This window comes from Mesorhizobium sp. 128a, assembly GCF_053848025.1.
Genome location: NZ_JBSPKY010000002.1, coordinates 101,996 through 119,514, shown reverse-complemented (window position 1 = coordinate 119,514; position 17,519 = coordinate 101,996). Strand labels below are relative to the sequence as shown.

The 17,519-nt window shown below is 64.4% G+C and carries 20 protein-coding genes; 9 read left to right on the top strand and 11 right to left on the bottom strand.

Annotated elements, in window-relative coordinates; all coding sequences use genetic code 11:
• The first annotated feature begins 45 nt into the window (after positions 1-45).
• The 4 genes from ACWTU9_RS04205 to ACWTU9_RS04190 all read left to right on the top strand — a co-directional run bounded on the left by ACWTU9_RS04205 (position 46) and on the right by ACWTU9_RS04190 (position 2,842).
• Entirely contained in the window at positions 46-402 is a 357-nt protein-coding gene (locus ACWTU9_RS04205; RefSeq protein ID WP_455857221.1) for a hypothetical protein, read from the top strand.
• A 214-nt stretch (positions 403-616) separates the two neighbouring features.
• Positions 617-1,012 carry a helix-turn-helix domain-containing protein gene (locus tag ACWTU9_RS04200; protein ID WP_455857220.1) on the top strand — a complete coding sequence of 132 codons (396 nt, stop codon included), beginning with the start codon at positions 617-619 and terminating at the stop codon, positions 1,010-1,012.
• A gap of 160 nt (positions 1,013-1,172) precedes the next feature.
• Positions 1,173-2,120 carry an aldo/keto reductase gene (locus ACWTU9_RS04195; protein ID WP_455857219.1) on the top strand — a complete coding sequence of 316 codons (948 nt, stop codon included), beginning with the start codon at positions 1,173-1,175 and terminating at the stop codon, positions 2,118-2,120.
• A 101-nt stretch (positions 2,121-2,221) separates the two neighbouring features.
• Positions 2,222-2,842 (top strand): LysE family translocator, encoded by a 621-nt coding sequence (locus tag ACWTU9_RS04190; protein ID WP_455857218.1) that lies wholly within the window; start codon positions 2,222-2,224, stop codon positions 2,840-2,842.
• A 10-nt stretch (positions 2,843-2,852) separates the two neighbouring features.
• Here the strand turns inward: ACWTU9_RS04190 and ACWTU9_RS04185 are convergent, their stop codons facing one another.
• Positions 2,853-3,650 (bottom strand): lysophospholipid acyltransferase family protein, encoded by a 798-nt coding sequence (locus ACWTU9_RS04185; protein ID WP_455857217.1) that lies wholly within the window; start codon positions 3,648-3,650, stop codon positions 2,853-2,855.
• A gap of 116 nt (positions 3,651-3,766) precedes the next feature.
• Positions 3,767-4,672: a LysR family transcriptional regulator gene (locus ACWTU9_RS04180; RefSeq protein ID WP_455857216.1), complete on the bottom strand. Its 906-nt coding sequence runs from the start codon at positions 4,670-4,672 to the stop codon at positions 3,767-3,769.
• Between the two features lie 114 nt (positions 4,673-4,786).
• Between ACWTU9_RS04180 and ACWTU9_RS04175 the strand changes: the two genes are divergently transcribed.
• Complete coding sequence (locus ACWTU9_RS04175; protein ID WP_455857215.1) at positions 4,787-5,419, top strand: pyridoxamine 5'-phosphate oxidase family protein; 633 nt, start codon at positions 4,787-4,789, stop codon at positions 5,417-5,419.
• A gap of 5 nt (positions 5,420-5,424) precedes the next feature.
• On the opposite strand, the gene ACWTU9_RS04170 is transcribed toward ACWTU9_RS04175, so the two are convergent.
• The 3 genes from ACWTU9_RS04170 to ftsE all read right to left on the bottom strand — a co-directional run bounded on the left by ACWTU9_RS04170 (position 5,425) and on the right by ftsE (position 7,925).
• A complete protein-coding gene (locus ACWTU9_RS04170; RefSeq protein ID WP_454586204.1) occupies positions 5,425-6,150 on the bottom strand; it encodes a YdcF family protein in 726 nt (241 codons plus the stop codon).
• Positions 6,151-6,283: 133 nt separating this feature from the next.
• Positions 6,284-7,273, bottom strand: coding sequence for a cell division protein FtsX (locus ACWTU9_RS04165; protein WP_455857214.1), 990 nt, complete (start codon positions 7,271-7,273; stop codon positions 6,284-6,286).
• A complete protein-coding gene (gene ftsE, locus ACWTU9_RS04160; RefSeq protein WP_112619244.1) occupies positions 7,266-7,925 on the bottom strand; it encodes a cell division ATP-binding protein FtsE in 660 nt (219 codons plus the stop codon). Before ftsE ends, ACWTU9_RS04165 begins: the two co-directional genes overlap by 8 nt.
• A gap of 180 nt (positions 7,926-8,105) precedes the next feature.
• On the opposite strand from ftsE, the gene ACWTU9_RS04155 reads away from it, so the two are divergent.
• The 3 genes from ACWTU9_RS04155 to ACWTU9_RS04145 all read left to right on the top strand — a co-directional run bounded on the left by ACWTU9_RS04155 (position 8,106) and on the right by ACWTU9_RS04145 (position 9,755).
• Entirely contained in the window at positions 8,106-8,750 is a 645-nt protein-coding gene (locus tag ACWTU9_RS04155) for a hypothetical protein (protein WP_454573227.1), read from the top strand.
• Positions 8,751-8,776: 26 nt separating this feature from the next.
• Positions 8,777-9,319: a hypoxanthine phosphoribosyltransferase gene (gene hpt / locus ACWTU9_RS04150; protein WP_023673315.1), complete on the top strand. Its 543-nt coding sequence runs from the start codon at positions 8,777-8,779 to the stop codon at positions 9,317-9,319.
• A 64-nt stretch (positions 9,320-9,383) separates the two neighbouring features.
• Positions 9,384-9,755, top strand: a complete 372-nt coding sequence (locus ACWTU9_RS04145) for a response regulator (RefSeq protein ID WP_454586202.1) — start codon at positions 9,384-9,386, stop codon at positions 9,753-9,755.
• A 6-nt stretch (positions 9,756-9,761) separates the two neighbouring features.
• Here ACWTU9_RS04145 and ACWTU9_RS04140 read toward each other — a convergent pair whose 3' ends face one another.
• Positions 9,762-10,712 (bottom strand): DMT family transporter, encoded by a 951-nt coding sequence (locus ACWTU9_RS04140; RefSeq protein ID WP_455857213.1) that lies wholly within the window; start codon positions 10,710-10,712, stop codon positions 9,762-9,764.
• Positions 10,713-10,938: 226 nt separating this feature from the next.
• On the opposite strand from ACWTU9_RS04140, the gene ACWTU9_RS04135 reads away from it, so the two are divergent.
• The gene (locus ACWTU9_RS04135; RefSeq protein WP_455857212.1) at positions 10,939-11,829 is read left to right on the top strand and encodes a LysR family transcriptional regulator; all 891 of its coding nucleotides are present in this window, start codon (positions 10,939-10,941) and stop codon (positions 11,827-11,829) included.
• Here the strand turns inward: ACWTU9_RS04135 and ACWTU9_RS04130 are convergent.
• The 5 genes from ACWTU9_RS04130 to ACWTU9_RS04110 all read right to left on the bottom strand — a co-directional run bounded on the left by ACWTU9_RS04130 (position 11,826) and on the right by ACWTU9_RS04110 (position 17,511).
• Entirely contained in the window at positions 11,826-12,197 is a 372-nt protein-coding gene (locus ACWTU9_RS04130) for a glyoxalase superfamily protein (RefSeq protein ID WP_455857211.1), read from the bottom strand. The two genes, ACWTU9_RS04135 and ACWTU9_RS04130, sit on opposite strands and share 4 nt — an antisense overlap.
• Positions 12,198-12,238: 41 nt before the next feature.
• Positions 12,239-14,851, bottom strand: a complete 2,613-nt coding sequence (locus ACWTU9_RS04125) for a TIGR02302 family protein (protein ID WP_455857210.1) — start codon at positions 14,849-14,851, stop codon at positions 12,239-12,241.
• A gap of 139 nt (positions 14,852-14,990) precedes the next feature.
• Positions 14,991-15,926, bottom strand: a complete 936-nt coding sequence (locus tag ACWTU9_RS04120; RefSeq protein WP_455857209.1) for a threonine/serine dehydratase — start codon at positions 15,924-15,926, stop codon at positions 14,991-14,993.
• Between the two features lie 40 nt (positions 15,927-15,966).
• Positions 15,967-17,235 carry a diaminopimelate decarboxylase gene (lysA, locus tag ACWTU9_RS04115; protein ID WP_455857208.1) on the bottom strand — a complete coding sequence of 423 codons (1,269 nt, stop codon included), beginning with the start codon at positions 17,233-17,235 and terminating at the stop codon, positions 15,967-15,969.
• A 69-nt stretch (positions 17,236-17,304) separates the two neighbouring features.
• Entirely contained in the window at positions 17,305-17,511 is a 207-nt protein-coding gene (locus ACWTU9_RS04110) for a hypothetical protein (RefSeq protein ID WP_454573235.1), read from the bottom strand.
• Positions 17,512-17,519: the final 8 nt, after the last annotated feature.

The window sequence follows — 17,519 nt, the reverse complement described above, 5'->3', positions numbered from 1 at the left end:
TGTGTGCTAAATTTGCCATATCTTGTTTATGCACGAGGAGGCATCTTGGCCAACCAACCCCTCCACGCCGTAATCTGGCTGCCGTCGACTTTCTATTCCGCAGTCGCCGCCACGCTCGTCGAAATGTTCGACCTGGTGAACACCATCCGCGGCGCACCGGCGATTTCCTTCGAATTCGTGGCGCGGCAGGCTGACGCCACGACGACACCGGGAATTTCGTTTCACACCAGACGCGAACCCTCGCAGCGTATGGACCTGCTGATCCTGCTTGCCATGCCCGGCATGCAGGTGCCGGAACTGGTTGCCGCGTTGGCGCAAGAGAGAGCGGGAATTCATATGGCGCCTGGCTGTGGCGCGATGGCGGCAGCACCAGCAGCTTTCGAACCAACCGCTCTTCCTTGACGAAGCCAAGTTCCTTTAGAAGCGCCTTGCCGAGTTCCAGGCCTGAAAAACCACCGCCGCAAGTATAGATCCGACCGTCCCCGACCAGGACGCGGGAAGCGTCCCAGCGCACTTTCGGAAAGCGGCGCTGGGCATCGTCCTTCAGCCACCAGGAGATAGTTGCGCGTTTTCGATCGAGAAGGCCGGCATCGGCCAGGAAATAACCGGCGCCGCAATGCGCGGCGATAATGGCGCCGTCACGCTGTGCCCTGGTGATCAACGGCGCGGCATGGCGGCTGATTTGCTGCCCTTGCATGAGCCGTTGCGCGACCGCCTCGAAACCCTGGCAAGAAACCAGCTCAGAACGCTCGACCTTGCCTTGCTTGGCGCGCAGCTCGGCCTGTCGCCACGAACACTGGCGCGCCGGTTTGCCGATGAATTGCGCACGACTCCCGGCCGATGGATTCAGGACCAACGGCTCGAGACCGCCAAGACGCTTCTCGAAAGCACCAGGCTTGGTGTTGCGGAGATATGCTATCAGGTCGGCTATCAGGATGCGGCCTCGTTCAGCCGGCTTTTCAACCGCACAGTCGGACTGCCACCCGGCGAATACCGGCGTCAAAGCCAGTAGACAATGGCGAGGTTATAGGCGGGCAGGTCGCGCCTTTGTGACGCGCTGGTCCGCTGGAAAATTGGCTGAGGCCTTTGACCTCGGCGCAGCGAGACCTAGCTTAGCTGCGGCCCGAAGCATTCGGGTTCGCCCGCCGCCGCCAGCATCACGGAGCCCCATCTTGCAGAAACGTCGTCTCGGTCAAACCGACCTTTCCATCGCGCCGCTGGTTCTGGGCGGCAATGTCTTTGGCTGGACCGCCGACGAGAAGACCTCCTTCGACCTGCTCGACCGGTTCGCCGGCGCCGGCCTCAACGCCATCGATACGGCGGATTCCTATTCGCGCTGGGTGCCCGGCAACAAGGGCGGCGAGTCCGAGACGATCATCGGCAAATGGATGAAGAACCGCGGCAACCGCGACAAGATCGTTGTCGTCACCAAGGTCGGGTCGGATATGGGACAAGGCAAGAAGGATTTGTCGGCCGCCCATATCGAAAGGGCGGTTGAGGCGTCGCTCAAGCGGCTGCAGACCGACGCTATCGACCTTTATCTGTCGCATTGGCCTGACCCGACGACGCCTTACGAGGAAACGCTCGGCGCCTATCAGAAGCTGCTTGCCTCGGGCAAGGTGCGCCATATCGGCGCCTCGAACCTCGACGCCGGCCAGTTGCGCGCCGCGCTCGATGTGGCCAGCCTGCGCGGGCTGCCGCGCTATGCCGTGCTGCAACCGGAATACAATCTCTACGACCGCTCTTCCTTCGACGGGCGGCTGCATGATCTGTGCGCGGCGGAGGATATCGGCGTCATCACCTATTTCGCCCTCGCCAAGGGGTTCCTCAGCGGCAAGTACCGCAGCGAGGCCGATCTTGGCAAAAGTGAACGCGGCGGTGGCGTGAAGGCCTATCTCAATGCGCGCGGCATGCGCATCCTGGCGGCTCTCGACAATGTCTCGGCGCGGCATTCGGCCAGCCAGGCTGAAGTGGCGCTCGCCTGGGTGATAGCGCAGCCCGGCATCACAGCGCCGATCGCCAGCGCGACGACGCTCGACCAGGTGGACAGCCTGGTGCGCGCGGCATCGCTGAAGCTCAGCGCGGAGGATCTTGCTGCGCTGGACAAGGCCAGCGCCTAGCCGCGCGAACTTAGCCTTTGTGCCGCCGCACAATCGTTCAAGACGCACTGCGTCGCCCGACATATCGTTTCTCGCATCGTAGCAAGGTGCGGGAAGCCCAGATGGCCGGACAGGTTCTCTCCCAGTCGTGGCAGCAATTGCTGGCTCTGGTGCTGGCGGCGACCGTCGTCATGGGCAGTCCGGGTCCGGCGACGATCAGCGTGACGGCAATAGGCGCGGCCTTCGGCCTGCGCAATTCGCTTCGCTATGCCTGGGGTATCGTTCTTGGCACTGTCGCTGTGCTGCTGGTGGTGGCCACCGGCATCACGGCTATCCTCACTTCGATGCCAGGGGTTGCGCCGATGCTGGCGGTCGCTTCCGCCGCCTACATCCTCTATCTCGCCTTCAGAATAGCGACGGCGCCGCCGCTGGCGGCACGCGACAGCGGCGCTGTGTTGCCAACCTTCCTCGGCGGCTTCCTGCTCGCCGTTGCAAATCCGAAGGCCTATGTGGCGATTGCCGCCGTGCTTGCCGGCTCCGCGACGGCGGCCGGCGCCGATGCGCTCGGCGTTCCGGCAAGGCTGGCGATTCTCGGCCTGATGATCGTCGCCATCCATGTGCTGTGGTTGCTCGCCGGCGCGGCTTTCGCCGTCTACCTGCGCCAGCCGCTCACGTCGCGGATCATCAATCTGGTGTTCGCGGCAACGCTGGTGGTGACCACGGCATTGGCCGCGTGGCCGTAAGCTGAATAGATCAGGCCTTCGCCTTCGCGGCGGCGAGTTCAGCCAGTCGCTTGACCGCCGTCGGCGGCATCGACGGCGAGTTAGGCGCCTGTGACGCCTCGACGAGCAGCTGGTCGCAGGCGGCTTCCGTCTCGCCGATCAGCCGGTCCATGAATTCGTCCTTGCCGAGCCCGGGCGGAATCGGCGGCAGGAAGCGGGCCTTGATGGTGCCGGGAAAGCGCAGGAATTTGCGGCGCGGCCAATAGAGGCCGGCGACATGGGCGACCGGCACCACCGGAACGCCAAGCTGCGCATAGAGTTCGACTATGCCGTATTTGTAGTTCGGCTCATCGCCCGGCGCGCGGCGCGTGCCTTCGGGATAGATGATCAGCTGGCGGGGGTTGCGCGCCATTTCCTGCTTTGTCGAGGCAACGACCTGCTTCAACGCCTTGGAGCGGCTGCCGCGATGGACCGGGATCATCCGCATCTTCAGGATGTACCAGCCGAAGAAGGGGATCCAGGTGAGCTCGCGCTTCAGGATGTAAAGCGGGTCGTGGAGGAACGGAAAGAAAGCGATCGCGTCCCAGAATGACTGGTGCTTCGGTGCCAGGATGAAGGAGCCCTCCGGCAGGTTCTCGACGCCGGTGATGTCGCTCCTGGTGCCGGCGATCTTGGCGTAGAGCCAGAGGCTGGTGCGCGACCAGAATTTCGGCACGAACCATGCGCGGTGGCGCGGCGAGAGGAAATAATACGGGGTCCAGAGGATCATCTGGACGATCAGATTGACATAGAAGACGAAGTTGAACGCCAGCGAGCGGATATAGAGCATGCGGGGAAGGGCCTGTTGAGGAGGTGTGCGTTGGTTACACCAAGCGCAGACAAAAAGGAAACGCCGCAATGGCCTGATATGGCCCGGCTTGCCATCGATCCGCAGTCCGCCTCAGCTCACCACGTCGCCTGCAGCAGCCGTTGCTTCAGCCGCGGGGCGGCGAAATCGAGGAAGGCACGCAGTTTCACCGGCAGCAGGCCCTGGCCGGCATGGACGAGGCTCACCGGCCATGGCTGCGGCTCGAAGGGCCGCAGGACCGGGACGAGCACGCCGGAGCGTACCGCGTCGGCGATCTGGTAGGACAGCACCCGCGTCACCCCGGCGCCGGCAATCGCGGCATCGATCGCCGCTTCCGCGGTGTTGACGCTCAGCCGCGAGCGGATCGGGACGATGAGCTCACTCTTGCCGCCGGCAAAGGTCCAGCTGGCGAGCGCCGGGGGCCCCTCGAAACTGATGCATTCATGTGCAGCCAGATCGTCCGGCGCCTGTGGCATGCCGTGCGCGGCGATATAGCCGGGGCTGGCGCAGACGACGCGGCGGATCGCGCCGACGCGGATGGCGACCAGGCTCGAAGGCGCAAGCTCGCCGATGCGGATGGCGAGGTCGAGATGTTCCTCCGCCAGCTGGGTAATCCGGTCGGCCAGCGTTAGACGGATGTTGACTTGGCGGTAGGCCGCCAGGAACTCGGTGACGACAGGCAGCACGTGCAGGCGGCCAAAGACGATCGGCGCGGTGATGAACAGGTCGCCGGTCGGCGTGCTGTATTCGCCGGCGGCGGTGCGTTCGGCCTCGCTGACCTCGCCGAGGATGCGCCGGCAGGCGGCAAGATAGGCCTGGCCGGCATCGGTCAGCGTCAGCTGTCTTGTCGTGCGGTTGAGCAGGCGCGTCTTCAGATGCTTTTCGAGGTCGGAAACCTTGCGGCTGACCGTCGCCAGCGGGATGCCGAATCGGCGGCCGGCGGCGGAAAGGCTGCCGGCTTCCACGGCGGCGACGAACAGCGACATGGCTTCGAGGCGATCCATAGTTTCTTCCGAATATTGGAAGGGCGGGTTACGTATATGCCATCTACATCCAAAACTTGGAAGTCTCTATCTCTGGTGTACAGCGGCCAGAGGTTCGGCCTAGCGGAGGCTTCCATGAATGCCCATACCTTCACCAGCGATGTCGCCTTCACGCCGACAGTCAAGGCGATCCAAACCCGCAAGGGATCGCGAAAAGGCTATGCAAGCGCCGAGGAGCGTGGCGGCTGGCGCGCCCATATCACGCCGGACCTCGCCGATTTCATCGCGGCGCAGACAAGCGTCTTCCTGTCGACCGCCAATGGTGAGGGCCAGCCCTATATCCAGCACCGCGGCGGGCCTGCCGGTTTCCTCAAGGTGCTGGATGAGAAGACCATCGGCTTTGCCGACTTCTCGGGGAACAGGCAGTTCATCACCCAGGGCAACCTTGCCGACAACAACCAGGCATTCCTGTTCCTGATCGACTATGCGCATCGGCAGCGCGTCAAGATCTGGGGCACGGCGCGCGTCGTCGAGAACGATGCCGAGCTTTTGGCAAAGCTGATGCCGCAGGACTACAAGGCGCGACCCGAGCAGGTCATCCTGTTCACCGTCTCGGCCTGGGATGCCAACTGTCCGCAACACATTCCGCAGCGTTTCGAGGCTGCCGACGTGGCGGCCGCACTTGCCGAACGCGACAAGCGGATTGAGCGGCTCGAACAGGAGATTGCGCGGCTGCGCGGCGCCTCGGACGGCGCGGCCGAGGGATAATCGACTCAGTCCTTCGCGGTCGAAACCTCGGCCAGCGCGACGCTGTCAGGGGTCTGGCGGATCGGGACGATGCCGCGCGCCAGCGCCAGCAGGTATTTGCTGTATTCGGTCAGAAGCACGCGGAGCGCTTCGGGTTTGGTCAGCCAGTCGCCATTGTCGAGGTTGGTGTTGACCACCGGATAGGGTTCAAGCCTGGCGCCGTGCAGCAGTCGGCCCATTTCCAGGAGGCTGCGTGGCATGTGGTAGTTGTTGGTGACGAGGATGACGCTGCCATAGGCGTGGCTCTCCACCCATTTGGCGCTTTCCTCGGCATTGCCGATCGTGTCGAGCGCGGCGCGGTCGATGTCGATGCAGCAGGAAAACAGCGCTTTGTCGCCGCCGGTCGCGGCCTGTAATTGGCGGCGGCTGGCGGAGGGATGGACGCCTGAGATCAGCAGCCGCTCGCCCTTGCCGGAGGCAAGCAGATCGAGTGCGGCGTCGAGGCGTGCCTGGCCGCCGGTCAAGACGATGATCGCATCGGCCTTGGCGGGGTTGGCGGGCGTGGTCATATGGCTGACCTTGCTGGCGAACCAGCCGAAGCCGCCGGCAAACAGCGCCACCAGCAGCAGCAGACAGAGGGAGGCGAGACGCAGTGCTGTCCGCAATCGGCTCGGGCCGGTGCGCACGTGCGAACGCGCACCCACCACTGGCATCTGTCCAGCCGTCCCGGTCGAGTTCCGCGCGTCCATCATCCTATGGTTAATCCTGAAATGCCGCTTTGATAAGGAAAAAAGCGCACATTACGTTACGTCGTTTTTCGATCCGTGATCGCCCCGGTGTTCCTGTCCCTAGGCCCCCGAACTGTTTTCGCTTCTGCTCCATGGTTCAGCCCGCGTCCGGCTGGCGGACGTCGATGTCGCTGAGATAGGCAACGACGGTGGCGTGCGATGTCGCCGCCGTCAGCCCACCGATCACCAGCACCATCAGGCCGACGCCGAGATAACCCGCCGATCCGATGGCGAAATTGCCGAACAAAGCGGTGGCCTGGTCGGCCTGCGGCGTTGCCATGTTGCGCGACGACCACCAGGAAAAGACGATGAAAACGAGGATCGCGGCGGCGCCGCCGGCGGCAGCGCCTTTCATGCCGGTGACGAGGAAATGCCAGCGGAATTCACGCGCGATGAAACGCGCCTCGGCGCCGACGAAATGCAGTACTTCGATGATATGGCCGTTGCCGGCCATGGCGCCCCGGGTGGCGAACACCACCGTCAGCACCGTCGCCGACAGCATCAGCACCAGAACGGCGATGCCGATGGTGACGGTGGTGCGGGCCATGGCGACCAGCCGGTCGACCAAGGTGCGATGATCGTCGAGCGATGCGCTGGGCAGCTTGGGCGTGATCGCCGCGCGGATGGCGGCAAAGTCGGGCGGGCTGGTCTCGTCGATGGTGACGATGATCAGACGCGGTACCGGCAGTTCGTCGATGTTCAGGCCCGAGCCCAGCCACGGCTCCAGCAGACGCGCCGTCGCATCGCGGTCGATGATCCGGGTCGCCTTCACGCCGGGGAATTCGCCGGCGATCTGCGACGCCTGGGCAAGGGCGGCCTCCATGTCGAGGCCGTCGACAGGCTTGATCTGGATGGTTGCCTCGCGCGAGATCTGGTTCTCCCACACCGAGGCGGTGTCGCGCACCAGCGTCACGGCGCCGAAGGTCAGGCAAGACAGGAAGGTCATGATGGCGATGACCAGCACCAAGGCGCGGCCGGCAATGTTCTGCGCCGGCACGATCGGCGCCATGCGGCGCTGGACGCGCTGCGTCGTCGTCGCCGGCTGGGCGGCCTCTTCATGCAGCTGTTCGGCGGACAAGTCAGTCATAGACGTCAAGCCTTCCGCCGGCCAGGATCATGCGGCGCGCGTCGACCTGCTCCATCAGGCCGAGATCGTGGGTGGCGATCACCACCGCGGTGCCGAGGCGGTTGAGCTCGATGAACAATCTGAGTAGCCGGCGCGCCAGCGGCGGGTCGACATTGCCGGTCGGCTCGTCGGCGAGCAGGATCTCGGGCTGTTCGATCAGCGCACGGGCGATGGCGGCGCGCTGCTTTTCGCCGCCCGACAGGACCGGCGGCAGAACGTGCATGCGCTCGCCAAGCCCAACCCATTTCAAAAGTTCGGTGACGTCGGTGCGATAGCTCGCTTCCTCGCGGCCGCGCACACGCAGCGGCAGGGCGACATTCTCATAGGTGGTCATGTGGTCGAGCAGTCGGAAGTCCTGGAACACGACGCCGATGCGGCGCCTCAGATGCGGCAGTTCGGCGCGCGAGATGCGCGAGCGGTCCTTGCCGAAGATGGTGATCAGCCCGCGTGTCGGCTTCAGCGACATGAACAGAAGGCGCAGAAGCGTCGTCTTGCCGGCGCCGGAGGGCCCGCTCAGGAACTGGAAGGAGCTCTCCGGAATGTGCAAGGAGATGTCGCGGAGGATTTCCGGACCCATGCCATAGCGGAGGCCGACATTTTCGAAGCGGATCACGTGCGACGACCTGAAATGTATGGCGGCGGCGTGCCAGCCCTTTCTGTCCAACGACCATCGGCCGCCATGGTTAACCGTCGGTTAATTTTCGCTGTTTTTGAATGCGTCACAAGAGTTCCGGTGGGGAAGCGTTAACCATTTCCATTTACGCAAAAGAAACGAAGAGCGAACAGCGGGGCCGTGATGGCTGACCAAAGAACCGCGCGCCCGGTTTCCGGCGAAATCATGACCGGGCTGTGGACAAATGGCGCGCCGGAATTGCGTCCTGTGGCGACCGACATCGTCGATGCCGATTATGAGGTGCTGCCCCGCCTGGTTCCAAGCGTGGAGGCCGCGTCGTCGCCGGCGCGGGGCATGGCCACGCCGTCGATCGAAGGCATGGACATGCTGCGCAAGCCGGAAGCCGCAACGGTGCGGCCGCCGGCCTCCCGTGGCGGGCCGATCTTCTGGATCGCCGGCGTTGGGGCGGCACTCGCCGCCTTCTGGGTCTCGGGCGGCCACGCTCTGGTGCGCCAGACGCCATTCCTTGCGGCTGAGCAGCCGGCCGGCGCCGCGCTTACCATTGCCGGCGTCACCTCGCGCGTCGATTCATCCGGCGCCACCCCGGTTCTGTTCGTGGATGGCGAGGCCGTAAATGACGGTGTGAAGGCGGGATCATTGCCGCCACTGGAGATACGCGTCACCGGCAATGACAGCCGCATCACGCGCTATACGTTGGGGACATCCAACCGTTCGCTGGCACCCGGCGAAAGATTCGGCTTTTCCAGCCGTCTCGACGTGCCTAGAAACGGTGTAAAGGCCGTCTCGGTCACTTTCGCCGGCTAGGCGACGATCTCTCGGAAAGGTTATTGATGCCAGTTGTGCGCGGCAAGGACATCGAAGTCCTGTTTTCGGCGTCCGCGATCGCGCGGCGCAATCTTGAACTCGCCAAGGAGATCGCCGAGCACGACTATCACGACCTGCTGGTGATTTCCGTGCTGAAGGGCTCCTTCATCTTTGCTGCAGATCTCATTCGGGCCATGCACGATGTCGGGCTGTCGCCAGAGGTCGAATTCATCTTCATTTCCAGCTATGGCGCCGGCACCACCAGCGGCGAGGTGAGGGTGCTGCGCGACATCGACAATGAGGTCGCCGGCCGCGACGTGCTGTTGATCGACGATATCCTCGAATCAGGCAAGACGCTGTCCTTCACCCGCAATCTGATGCTGTCGCGTGGCGCCAAAAGCTGCGCTATCGCGGTGCTGCTCGACAAGCGCATGCGCCGCCAGACCGAGCTCAACGCCGATTATGTCGGCTTCGATTGTCCCGATTATTTCGTCGTCGGTTACGGAATGGACGTCGCTCACGCTTTTCGCGAATTGCCGTTTGTCGGCGTCGTGAAAGGCGACGCCTGAGAAAAGACCTCCGACGTTTCAAATTTTCAGAAAAAGTCAACTTTTGCCCGCCAAATTCCGGCCCATGGCAAAGCTTCTGATCGTCGAGGACGATGAGTCCGTCCGCACCCTCGCCGCCCGCGCGCTCGAACGCGCCGGGCACACTATCGACATTGCCGCAGACGGCGCACAGGGGCTGGCGATGATCAGCGCGGCGGGCGGCGGTTACGACCTCGTCGTCTCCGACATCCGCATGCCGGAGATGGACGGCATAGAGATGGCGATCGCCGCGGTCAGGCTCTTTCCGGCGATGAAGATCCTGCTGATGACCGGCTATGCCGATCAGCGCGAGCGCGCCGAAGAGCTGAACGGCATCATTATCGATGTCGTGCAAAAGCCGTTCACGCTGGCCGAAATCCGCGCGCGGGTCGATCAGGCGCTGGCCTGCTTCGCCTGATACGCCTCACGCGGCATCCTGGCTTGCAGCAAGGACCGGGCCAGTGCTCCTGCGCCGCTCGGTGTTGAGCGCGAGCAGCCCGGCACCAATGATCAGCACCGCACCGATGGCGGTGGTCGAGCGCGGCACCTCGTCGAAGAACAGGAAGCCCCACAGCGGCGACCAGATGATGCCTGTATATTCGAAGGTGGCGACGCGGTTGGCCGGTGCCAGCCGGTAGGCCTGCGACAAAAGGATCATGCCGGCCGAAGCGACGAAGCCGCAAGTGGCCATCTTGAGGAAATCCGGTGTCGTCGGCCAGACCCATGGCCGCACCAGGAATTCGAGGCTGGGATGGACCGCGTGGGTAACGCCGGCAAGCCAGAATGAGCCGGCAACCGCGGCAGCACCCACGAGGTAGGCGCCGTTCTGGTAGAATGCCATGACGGTGGAGGATTCGGTGTCGCCGATCTTGCGTGCCATCAGCTGCGAAAAACCGTAGAGCAGCGCCGAACCCAGCGACAAGAAGGCCGCCCAGTCGAACAGGCCGGCGCCCGGGCGCAGCATCACGACCACGCCCAGCATGCCGATCAGCACGGTCGTCAGCGTCTGCCAGGAGACACGTTCGCCAAGATAGGGTCCGGCCATTGCCATGATGAACAGCGGCGCCATGAAATAGAGCGCCACCGCGTCGGCCAGCGGCAGAGCGGCGATCGCCAGATAGTAGACGGTGTAGGAGCTGAACTGGATGAAGGCGCGGATCGTCAACAGACCAAGCCGCTTCGAGGCGATGGCCCGCAGGCCGACATCGGCGTGGACGAGAACGATCAGGATCGGCAAGGCCACGATCGAGCGGATCCACATCACCTCGGTGACGGGATAGCCGCCCGACACCGCCTTGACCAGCGGGTCCTGGAGCGAGAACACCAGCACGCCAAGGCACAGGCTGATGATGCCGAGAACGATCCGGTTGCGCATGTCGTCTTGCTGGCCCCTTGCGTTGCCTGCCCGCAGCCGCCCGGCTGCGGGGTAAAAAGAACCCGCCACCGTTTCGGGCAGCGGGTATGAGTGAGGACTCTTGATTGGTCCGCAACCGATTTCGCGGCCGCATATCCAATGGGTAGGCTGACTATCATCCGGCGTTTGACATGTTGCAAACGAATTGGAATGATACCAGCGATCAAATTTTCTTATGACGGATTCGATGCGGCCAACCCTCGACAGCGATCTCCTGCGTACCTTCGTCGCCATTGCCGAAGCGGGCAATTTCACCCGGGCGGCGGAGCAGGCCGGCCGTACCCAGTCGGCTGTGTCGATGCAGATGAAGAAGCTCGAAGAGCTGGTCGGCGACAGCCTGTTCGAACGCGGCTCGCGCGGTGTTGCGCTGACGCGCCGTGGCGGCGAGCTGATCGTCAATGCCCGCCGCATCGTCTCGCTGCTCGACGAGACGGCGGCCTCGATGGCGGCGGCACCGCTCGGCGGGCCGGTGCGCATTGGCATTCCCGAGGAATATGGCCACGCCATCCTGTCGCGCGCGCTCGGCGCCTTCTCCAAGCGCCACACCAAGGTCGAGGTCACGGTGCGCTACGCGCATTCGGGCACACAGCTGGCGGCGCTGGCTGCCGGCGAGCTCGACCTCGCCGTGGTGTTCGAATGGCAGGATCCTGGCGGTGGTGAGGTGCTGATGCACGATCCGACGGTGTGGGTGACATCGAGCCTGCATCACATGCATGAGGAACGGCCGGTGCCGATCGCGCTCTACAACCGGGCCGGCTGGTGCAAGGACTTCGCCATCAAATCGTTGGAGCAGCGTGGGCTGGCCTACCGTGTCGCCTATACCAGCGACACCACCGGCGGTCTGAAGCTCGCCGTCACCTCTGGCCTGGCGATCGCGCCGATCTCGCGCAGCAACATTCCCGATGGCTGTCGCGAGCTTACCGCCGCCGATGGGTTCGGCCACATCGATTCCTCGAATGTGGTGATGCACCGCAACCCGAGCGCGTCAGGCGAGGCGATCGACGGCATGCAGGAAGCGATCCGCGACGCTTTCGTCAACAGGTCCGATTTGGAACGGCTCTTTCCTGGAACTGCCTAGCTTGCCGCATCCTCGTAGAAATGCAGGCGATTGCCGAAGGGATCACCAACCGATACCTCGCGGGTCTCCCACGGCGTGGTTTCCAACCCTGGTCGGGCATAGCGGTATTTCTTGCCGATCAGTTCGCGATGCAGCGCCGCAATGTCCTCGACGTTGATGCGCATGGCGATGCCTGGAGCGCCGTCGCCATGATGTTCGCTCAGATGCAGGACGCAGCCGTCGCGAACAACCGCCATGTAAAGCGGTGCATTGTCGTCGAAGCGATGCTCGAACTCGACCTCGAAGCCGAGGAAGTCGAGATAGAATTCGCGCGCCTTGGCGATGTCGAAGATGCGCAGGATGGGCGTGACGGCCCCGAGTTTCGGCATGGCGCTGATACCATTCAGTTCGAAGGATATTGCCCTGGAGGCTACTTGAGCTCCAGCAGCCGCTCAAGGTAGCTGCGCTCGATGTCGGGGCTGAGCGCGTTGCCGAGCCGCTTGCGGATTGCTTCGAGGATCTGCCGGGCGCGCTGCACGTCGATCTCGTCGGGCACCTTCACCGAATCGCCGAAATCGGGTCCGCGGCTGGCGCGTGGCCGACCCAACGGATCGCGGTCGGCGTCCTGTTGGCGGCCGCCTTCCTGGCTACCGCCCTGGTCGCCCTGCATCGCCTGCAGCTGCTTCATCATCTCCTTGGCGCCCTTGCGCAGCGCCTCCAGCGCGCGACCCTGGTGGCCGACTGCCTGGTCGCCTTCGCCTTCCCCAAGCGACTTTTCGGCATTGCCCATGGATTTGCCGGCATCGCCAAATCCCTCGTTGGGCTGCATGCCCATGCCTTCCAGGCCCTTCTTCAGCTTGTCGAGTTCGCTCTGCAACTGGCCCTGGCCTTCTTGCAGCTGCTTCATCGCATCGGCGAATTCCTGCGCCGTCATTGGCTTTTTGCGGGCAAGCGGATCGCGATCGTCACCGAGGCCGGGTTTGTCCTCATCCTGTCCGCCGAGCTGCTGGTCGCCATCCTGCTGCTGGTCCTGATCTCGCTGGCCCTGACCGCGCTGCATCTGGTCCATGCGGTAGGTGTCGTTCATCATCTCCTGCTGGCGGCGCATGATCTCACCCAGCTTGTCCATCTGCTGGCGCATCTCGCTGTCCTGCTCGCCGCCTTGCTGCTGACGGCCAGCCTGCAGGTTGTTCATCATGTTTTCCAGCTGCGACAGCAGCTCCTGCGCCTTGTCGCGGTCGCCCGATTTCGCCAGGTTCTCGATCTGGTCCATCATGCGGTCGATGTCGCTCTGGCGCAGCTCGCGGCCGTTCTGCTGCATCTGCGGCGCGTTCGGGTTCTGCTTGGCGCGTTCGGCGAATTCCTGCAGGAATTCGTTCGTCGCCTCGCGCAGCTCCTTCATCGCCTTTTCGATCTCTTCGTCGCTGGCGCCGCGCTTGATGGCGTCCTGCAGCGCCTGCTGCGCCTGGCGCAGGCGCTTCTCGGCGGCCGAGAGATTGCCTTCCTCAATGCCGAGCGCGATTTCCCAGAGATAGGCAACCTCGTTGCGCAGCTGGTCGTCGCTGTCGGACATCTTCAGCCGGCTGCGGGCGCTCATGATGGCGAGGTAATGCGACATGTTGGCGAAAGTATCTTCGGGCCGAAGCGTGATCGCGTCCATCAACTCGCGCACGCGCGGCTTGGCATTGGCATCGAGCGCCAGCAGACGGCGCTGCTCGATCACGGCCCGCGCCAGCGGGTTGGCGAAGGGCCGCTCGGGCATCACAATAGTCTTGGTTTCGCTGGTCGCGGTGTGTCCGGCATCGTCGGTGGCGACAAGTGACAGCTTGATTCTGGCCCCAGCCCAGACGTGTTCGGTGAGATCCTTGGTGGTCTTGGCAGCGTTCGCCTTACCGCCGCGACGCGGCAGCGTCAGTGGCATTTCAGGCGGGCCGTAGAGCGGATGCGCATCGGGCGCGGCCGGATCGGCCAGCGCGAAAACCGCCTTGGCGGTGGCCGCGCCATAGTCGTCGTCGATCTGGTAGTTGAGCTCGAAGGCGCCGTTGACGGCGCGTTTGGGCTCGCCGACGAAGCTAATGGTCGGCGGCTTGTCGGGGATCACGGCGAAGGCCCACTGACCGAGATCGGCTTCGCCCGATTTAAGCGTCAGCGTGCCGTCGGTGGTCAGCTTGCCGGTGAACTGGCGCAGCTTGGGTGTTGCCGGGTTCACTGCTGCTGCCTTGACGGCGGCGGCCTGCGGCCCGGTCGGGTCAATGGCGCGAGCGTTGCCGTTCTTGTCGGCGAAGTTGAGCGTTTCCTCGCCGGAGCCGCCGGTGACGCGCAGCGAGACGTCGCTGCCTTGCGGCACGGTAAAGGTGGCGGTTGCCTGCTTGGTGTTGCCATCGAGAACTGGCGTGGTCAGGAAAATGGGCGGCTTGCCGGTATAGGCCGGCGGCGTCACCCAGGCATCGATGCGCGGCGGCACGACGTCGCGCGCCGCATGGGCGCGGAAACCATCGGATACCCTGCCGCCGGACGGCCCAAAGGAAAAGGCAAAAGCGGTAACCAACAGCAGCGCCGCCACGGCGCGCAGCCCCCAAGGGTCGCGCTCCGGCACGCGGGTGCGAGGCAGATCGGCGCCGAGGCTGCCAAGCTTCTCGGCCATGCGCTTTTGGTGTTCGCGCCACAGCGCCTGGGAAAAGATGCTCTCCTTGCCGCTCGGACGGTCGGTCTGCACCAACACCGGGCTGTGCTGCAACTGGTTGGCCGCCTCGATGCGGCGGTCGACCTCGGTGGCGGATGGAAGCTTGAAGAAACGCAGCGGATAGAGCGCCGCGAGCGTGGCAATGCCGAACGCGGCGACCATGACAATGCGCGCAATATCAGGCAAGCGGGGAAAGAGGCCGAGCCAGGAGAGGCTGAGAAACAGACTGACGACGATGAGCAGCGGCAGAAGCAGCGGCCACCCGCGCTCGACCGTTATCGAGACCCGTGTTGCCAGCCGGCTCAAGGCAAGCCGCCCGGCCAGGCTGCGATCGCCGCTGGAAATGGGGCGTTCCGTCATCGGCCCTTCCTGCCCGGGCGGAATAGCCCGGACTCAACAAGCGGAAGTTTACCAGCAAACACGGCAAAGGCGAGGCGGTTCCGCAAAACTTGAAGAGCTTTGGCGGGTTTCCGTTCGCAACTGCGTCAAGGCGACGGTTTTAGAATTTCGCCGGATCGGTGTTGGAACCGCAGACCAGCACGGCAACCCGTTCGCCCGGCGCCGGGGTGTAGCGGCCGGACAAGAGAGCCGCGAAGGCCGCAGCGCCGCCCGGCTCAGCGATGATCCGCACACGCTCCCACAGCGCCTTCTGCGCGGCGATGATGGCGTCATCGGTGACCAGGATCGAGCGTTCGACGAAGGCCTCGGCGATTGGGAACATCATTTCGCCGACGCGCTTGGGCGCGAGCGAATCGGCGGCGACGCCTTCGGCAGGCGCATCGACGGGGTGGCCGGCCTCGAAGGCGCGATGCAGCGTTGGCGCACCCTCGGGCTCGATGGCGACGACCCGGATGCGGCCGGCAAACCAGGCGGCGATGCCGCCGATCAGGCCGCCGCCGCCGACAGCGACCAGAAGCGTGTCGATTTCGGGCAAGTCCCGCTCGATCTCGAGGCCGAGCGTGCCCTGGCCGACCAGCGTTTCTTCCTGGTTGAAGGCATGGATCTGCATCGCGCCGGTCTTCTCGGCAAAGGCCTCGCTGGCGGCCAGCGCTTCGGCATAGCGGGCGCCGCCGACGATCAGTTCGGCGCCGTAGCCGCGGATGCGTTGAAGCTTGGCCGGCGGGCTGACTTCAGGGACGAAGATCGTCGCCTTGTGGCCGAGCCGCATGGCGGCATAGGCGACAGCGGCGCCATGATTGCCGCCCGACGCCGCGACGACGCCGGCCTCGGGCACCGGCCGTTCCAGCAGATTGGTGAAGGCGCCGCGCGCCTTGAACGAGCCGGAATGCTGCAGGCATTCGAGCTTGAGGTCGACCGCCAGCGGCGGCCGGTCGAAATCGGCCATGTCGACGCGCAACACCGGTGTGTGTCTGACATAGGGGCGGATGCGTGGCTCCATCGCGGCAATGCGTTCGGGTGTGATGCTCTGTGACATTGCGTTCTCCAAGTCGCGTGCAGGTCCGGCGAGGTGCCGCCTATGTCAGCCAGTCGGGCACCGAATCCAAGCCGATGAGCTCGTCGTAGGTCTGGCGCTGGCGCACGATATGGAAACGGTCGCCATCGACCAGCACCTCTGGCACCAGAAGCCTTGTGTTGTAGGTGCCGGATTGCACCGCGCCATAAGCGCCGGCCGTCGAGACGGCAATCAGGTCACCAGACTTCAGCCGGGGCAGGTCACGGTCGAGGCCGAGATAGTCGCCGGTCTCGCAGACCGGGCCGACGACATCGACCGCCATGCGCGGGGTGTCAGCCGGCGGCTGCACCACAGGCTTGATGTCGTGGAAGGCATCGTAGAGCGTCGGCCGGATCAGATCGTTCATGGCGGCGTCGACGACGAGGAAGTTCTTGGCGTCGCCTTCCTTCACGAAGATCACTTCGGAGACCAGGATGCCGGCATTGCCGACGATCAGCCGGCCCGGCTCGAACATCACCTTCACCCCAAGCTCTGTCAGATGCTTCCTGACGATCTCGGCATAGGCATCGGGCAGAGGCGGCGGGCTGTTGTCGGTGCGGTAAGGAATGCCGAGGCCGCCGCCGAGATCGACATGCTCGACGGCGTGGCCATCGGCGCGCAGCGCGCCGACCAGTTCCGCCAGAAGCGCGAAGGCGTCGTCAAAGGGCTGCAACTCGGTGATCTGGCTGCCGATATGGGTATCGATGCCGATCGGCTTGATGCCCGGCAGTCCAGCGGCGCGGGCATAGACCTGCCGCGCCCTTTGCCAAGGAATGCCGAACTTGTTCTCGGCCTTGCCGGTGGAGATCTTCCTGTGCGTCCTGGCGTCGACATCCGGGTTGATGCGCAGCGAGACCGGCGCCACCTTGCCGAGTGCCGTGGCGCGGGCCGACAGCAACTCCAGCTCCGGTTCGGATTCGACGTTGAAGCAGAGAATGCCGGCCTCGAGCGCGAAATCCATTTCGCGCGCGGTCTTGCCGACGCCGGAAAACACGATCTTGTTGGCCGGGATGCCGGCGGCGAGCGCACGGCGCATTTCGCCTTCCGAGACGGTGTCGGCGCCGGCGCCGAGCCTTGCCAGCGTGCGCAGCACCGCTTGGTTGGAATTCGCCTTCAAGGCGTAGCAAACCAGCGTGTCGAGCCCGGCAAAGGCTCCGGCGAACACCCGGTAGTGTCTGGTCAAGGTGGCCGTCGAATAACAATAGAACGGCGTGCCGACGCCTGCGGCGATGTCTGGTATCGCCACGTCCTCGGCATGGAGCACGCCGTCGCGGTAGTCGAAATGGTTCACGGGAGCGGTTCCGAAAAGTTGGGGTACGGCGAGATCGGGCTGAGAAGACCAGCCCCGGTCTCATCGATCCTAGAGCAGCGGGTCGAGGATGAACTTCTTGTCCACAACCGGTTTTTCCGGCTCCGGCGGCACCGGCTGCTTGGCTCGCTCGGCGTCCTTGCGGGCCTGGACGGCTGCTTCATAGGGCGTGTCGAGGCCGGCCTTGCGGCCGCAGGCGGTCACGGCAGCCATCGCTGCCAGCAGGGTCAGCGTCACCAAAATCCTGCGTGCGGTCATCGATCCAT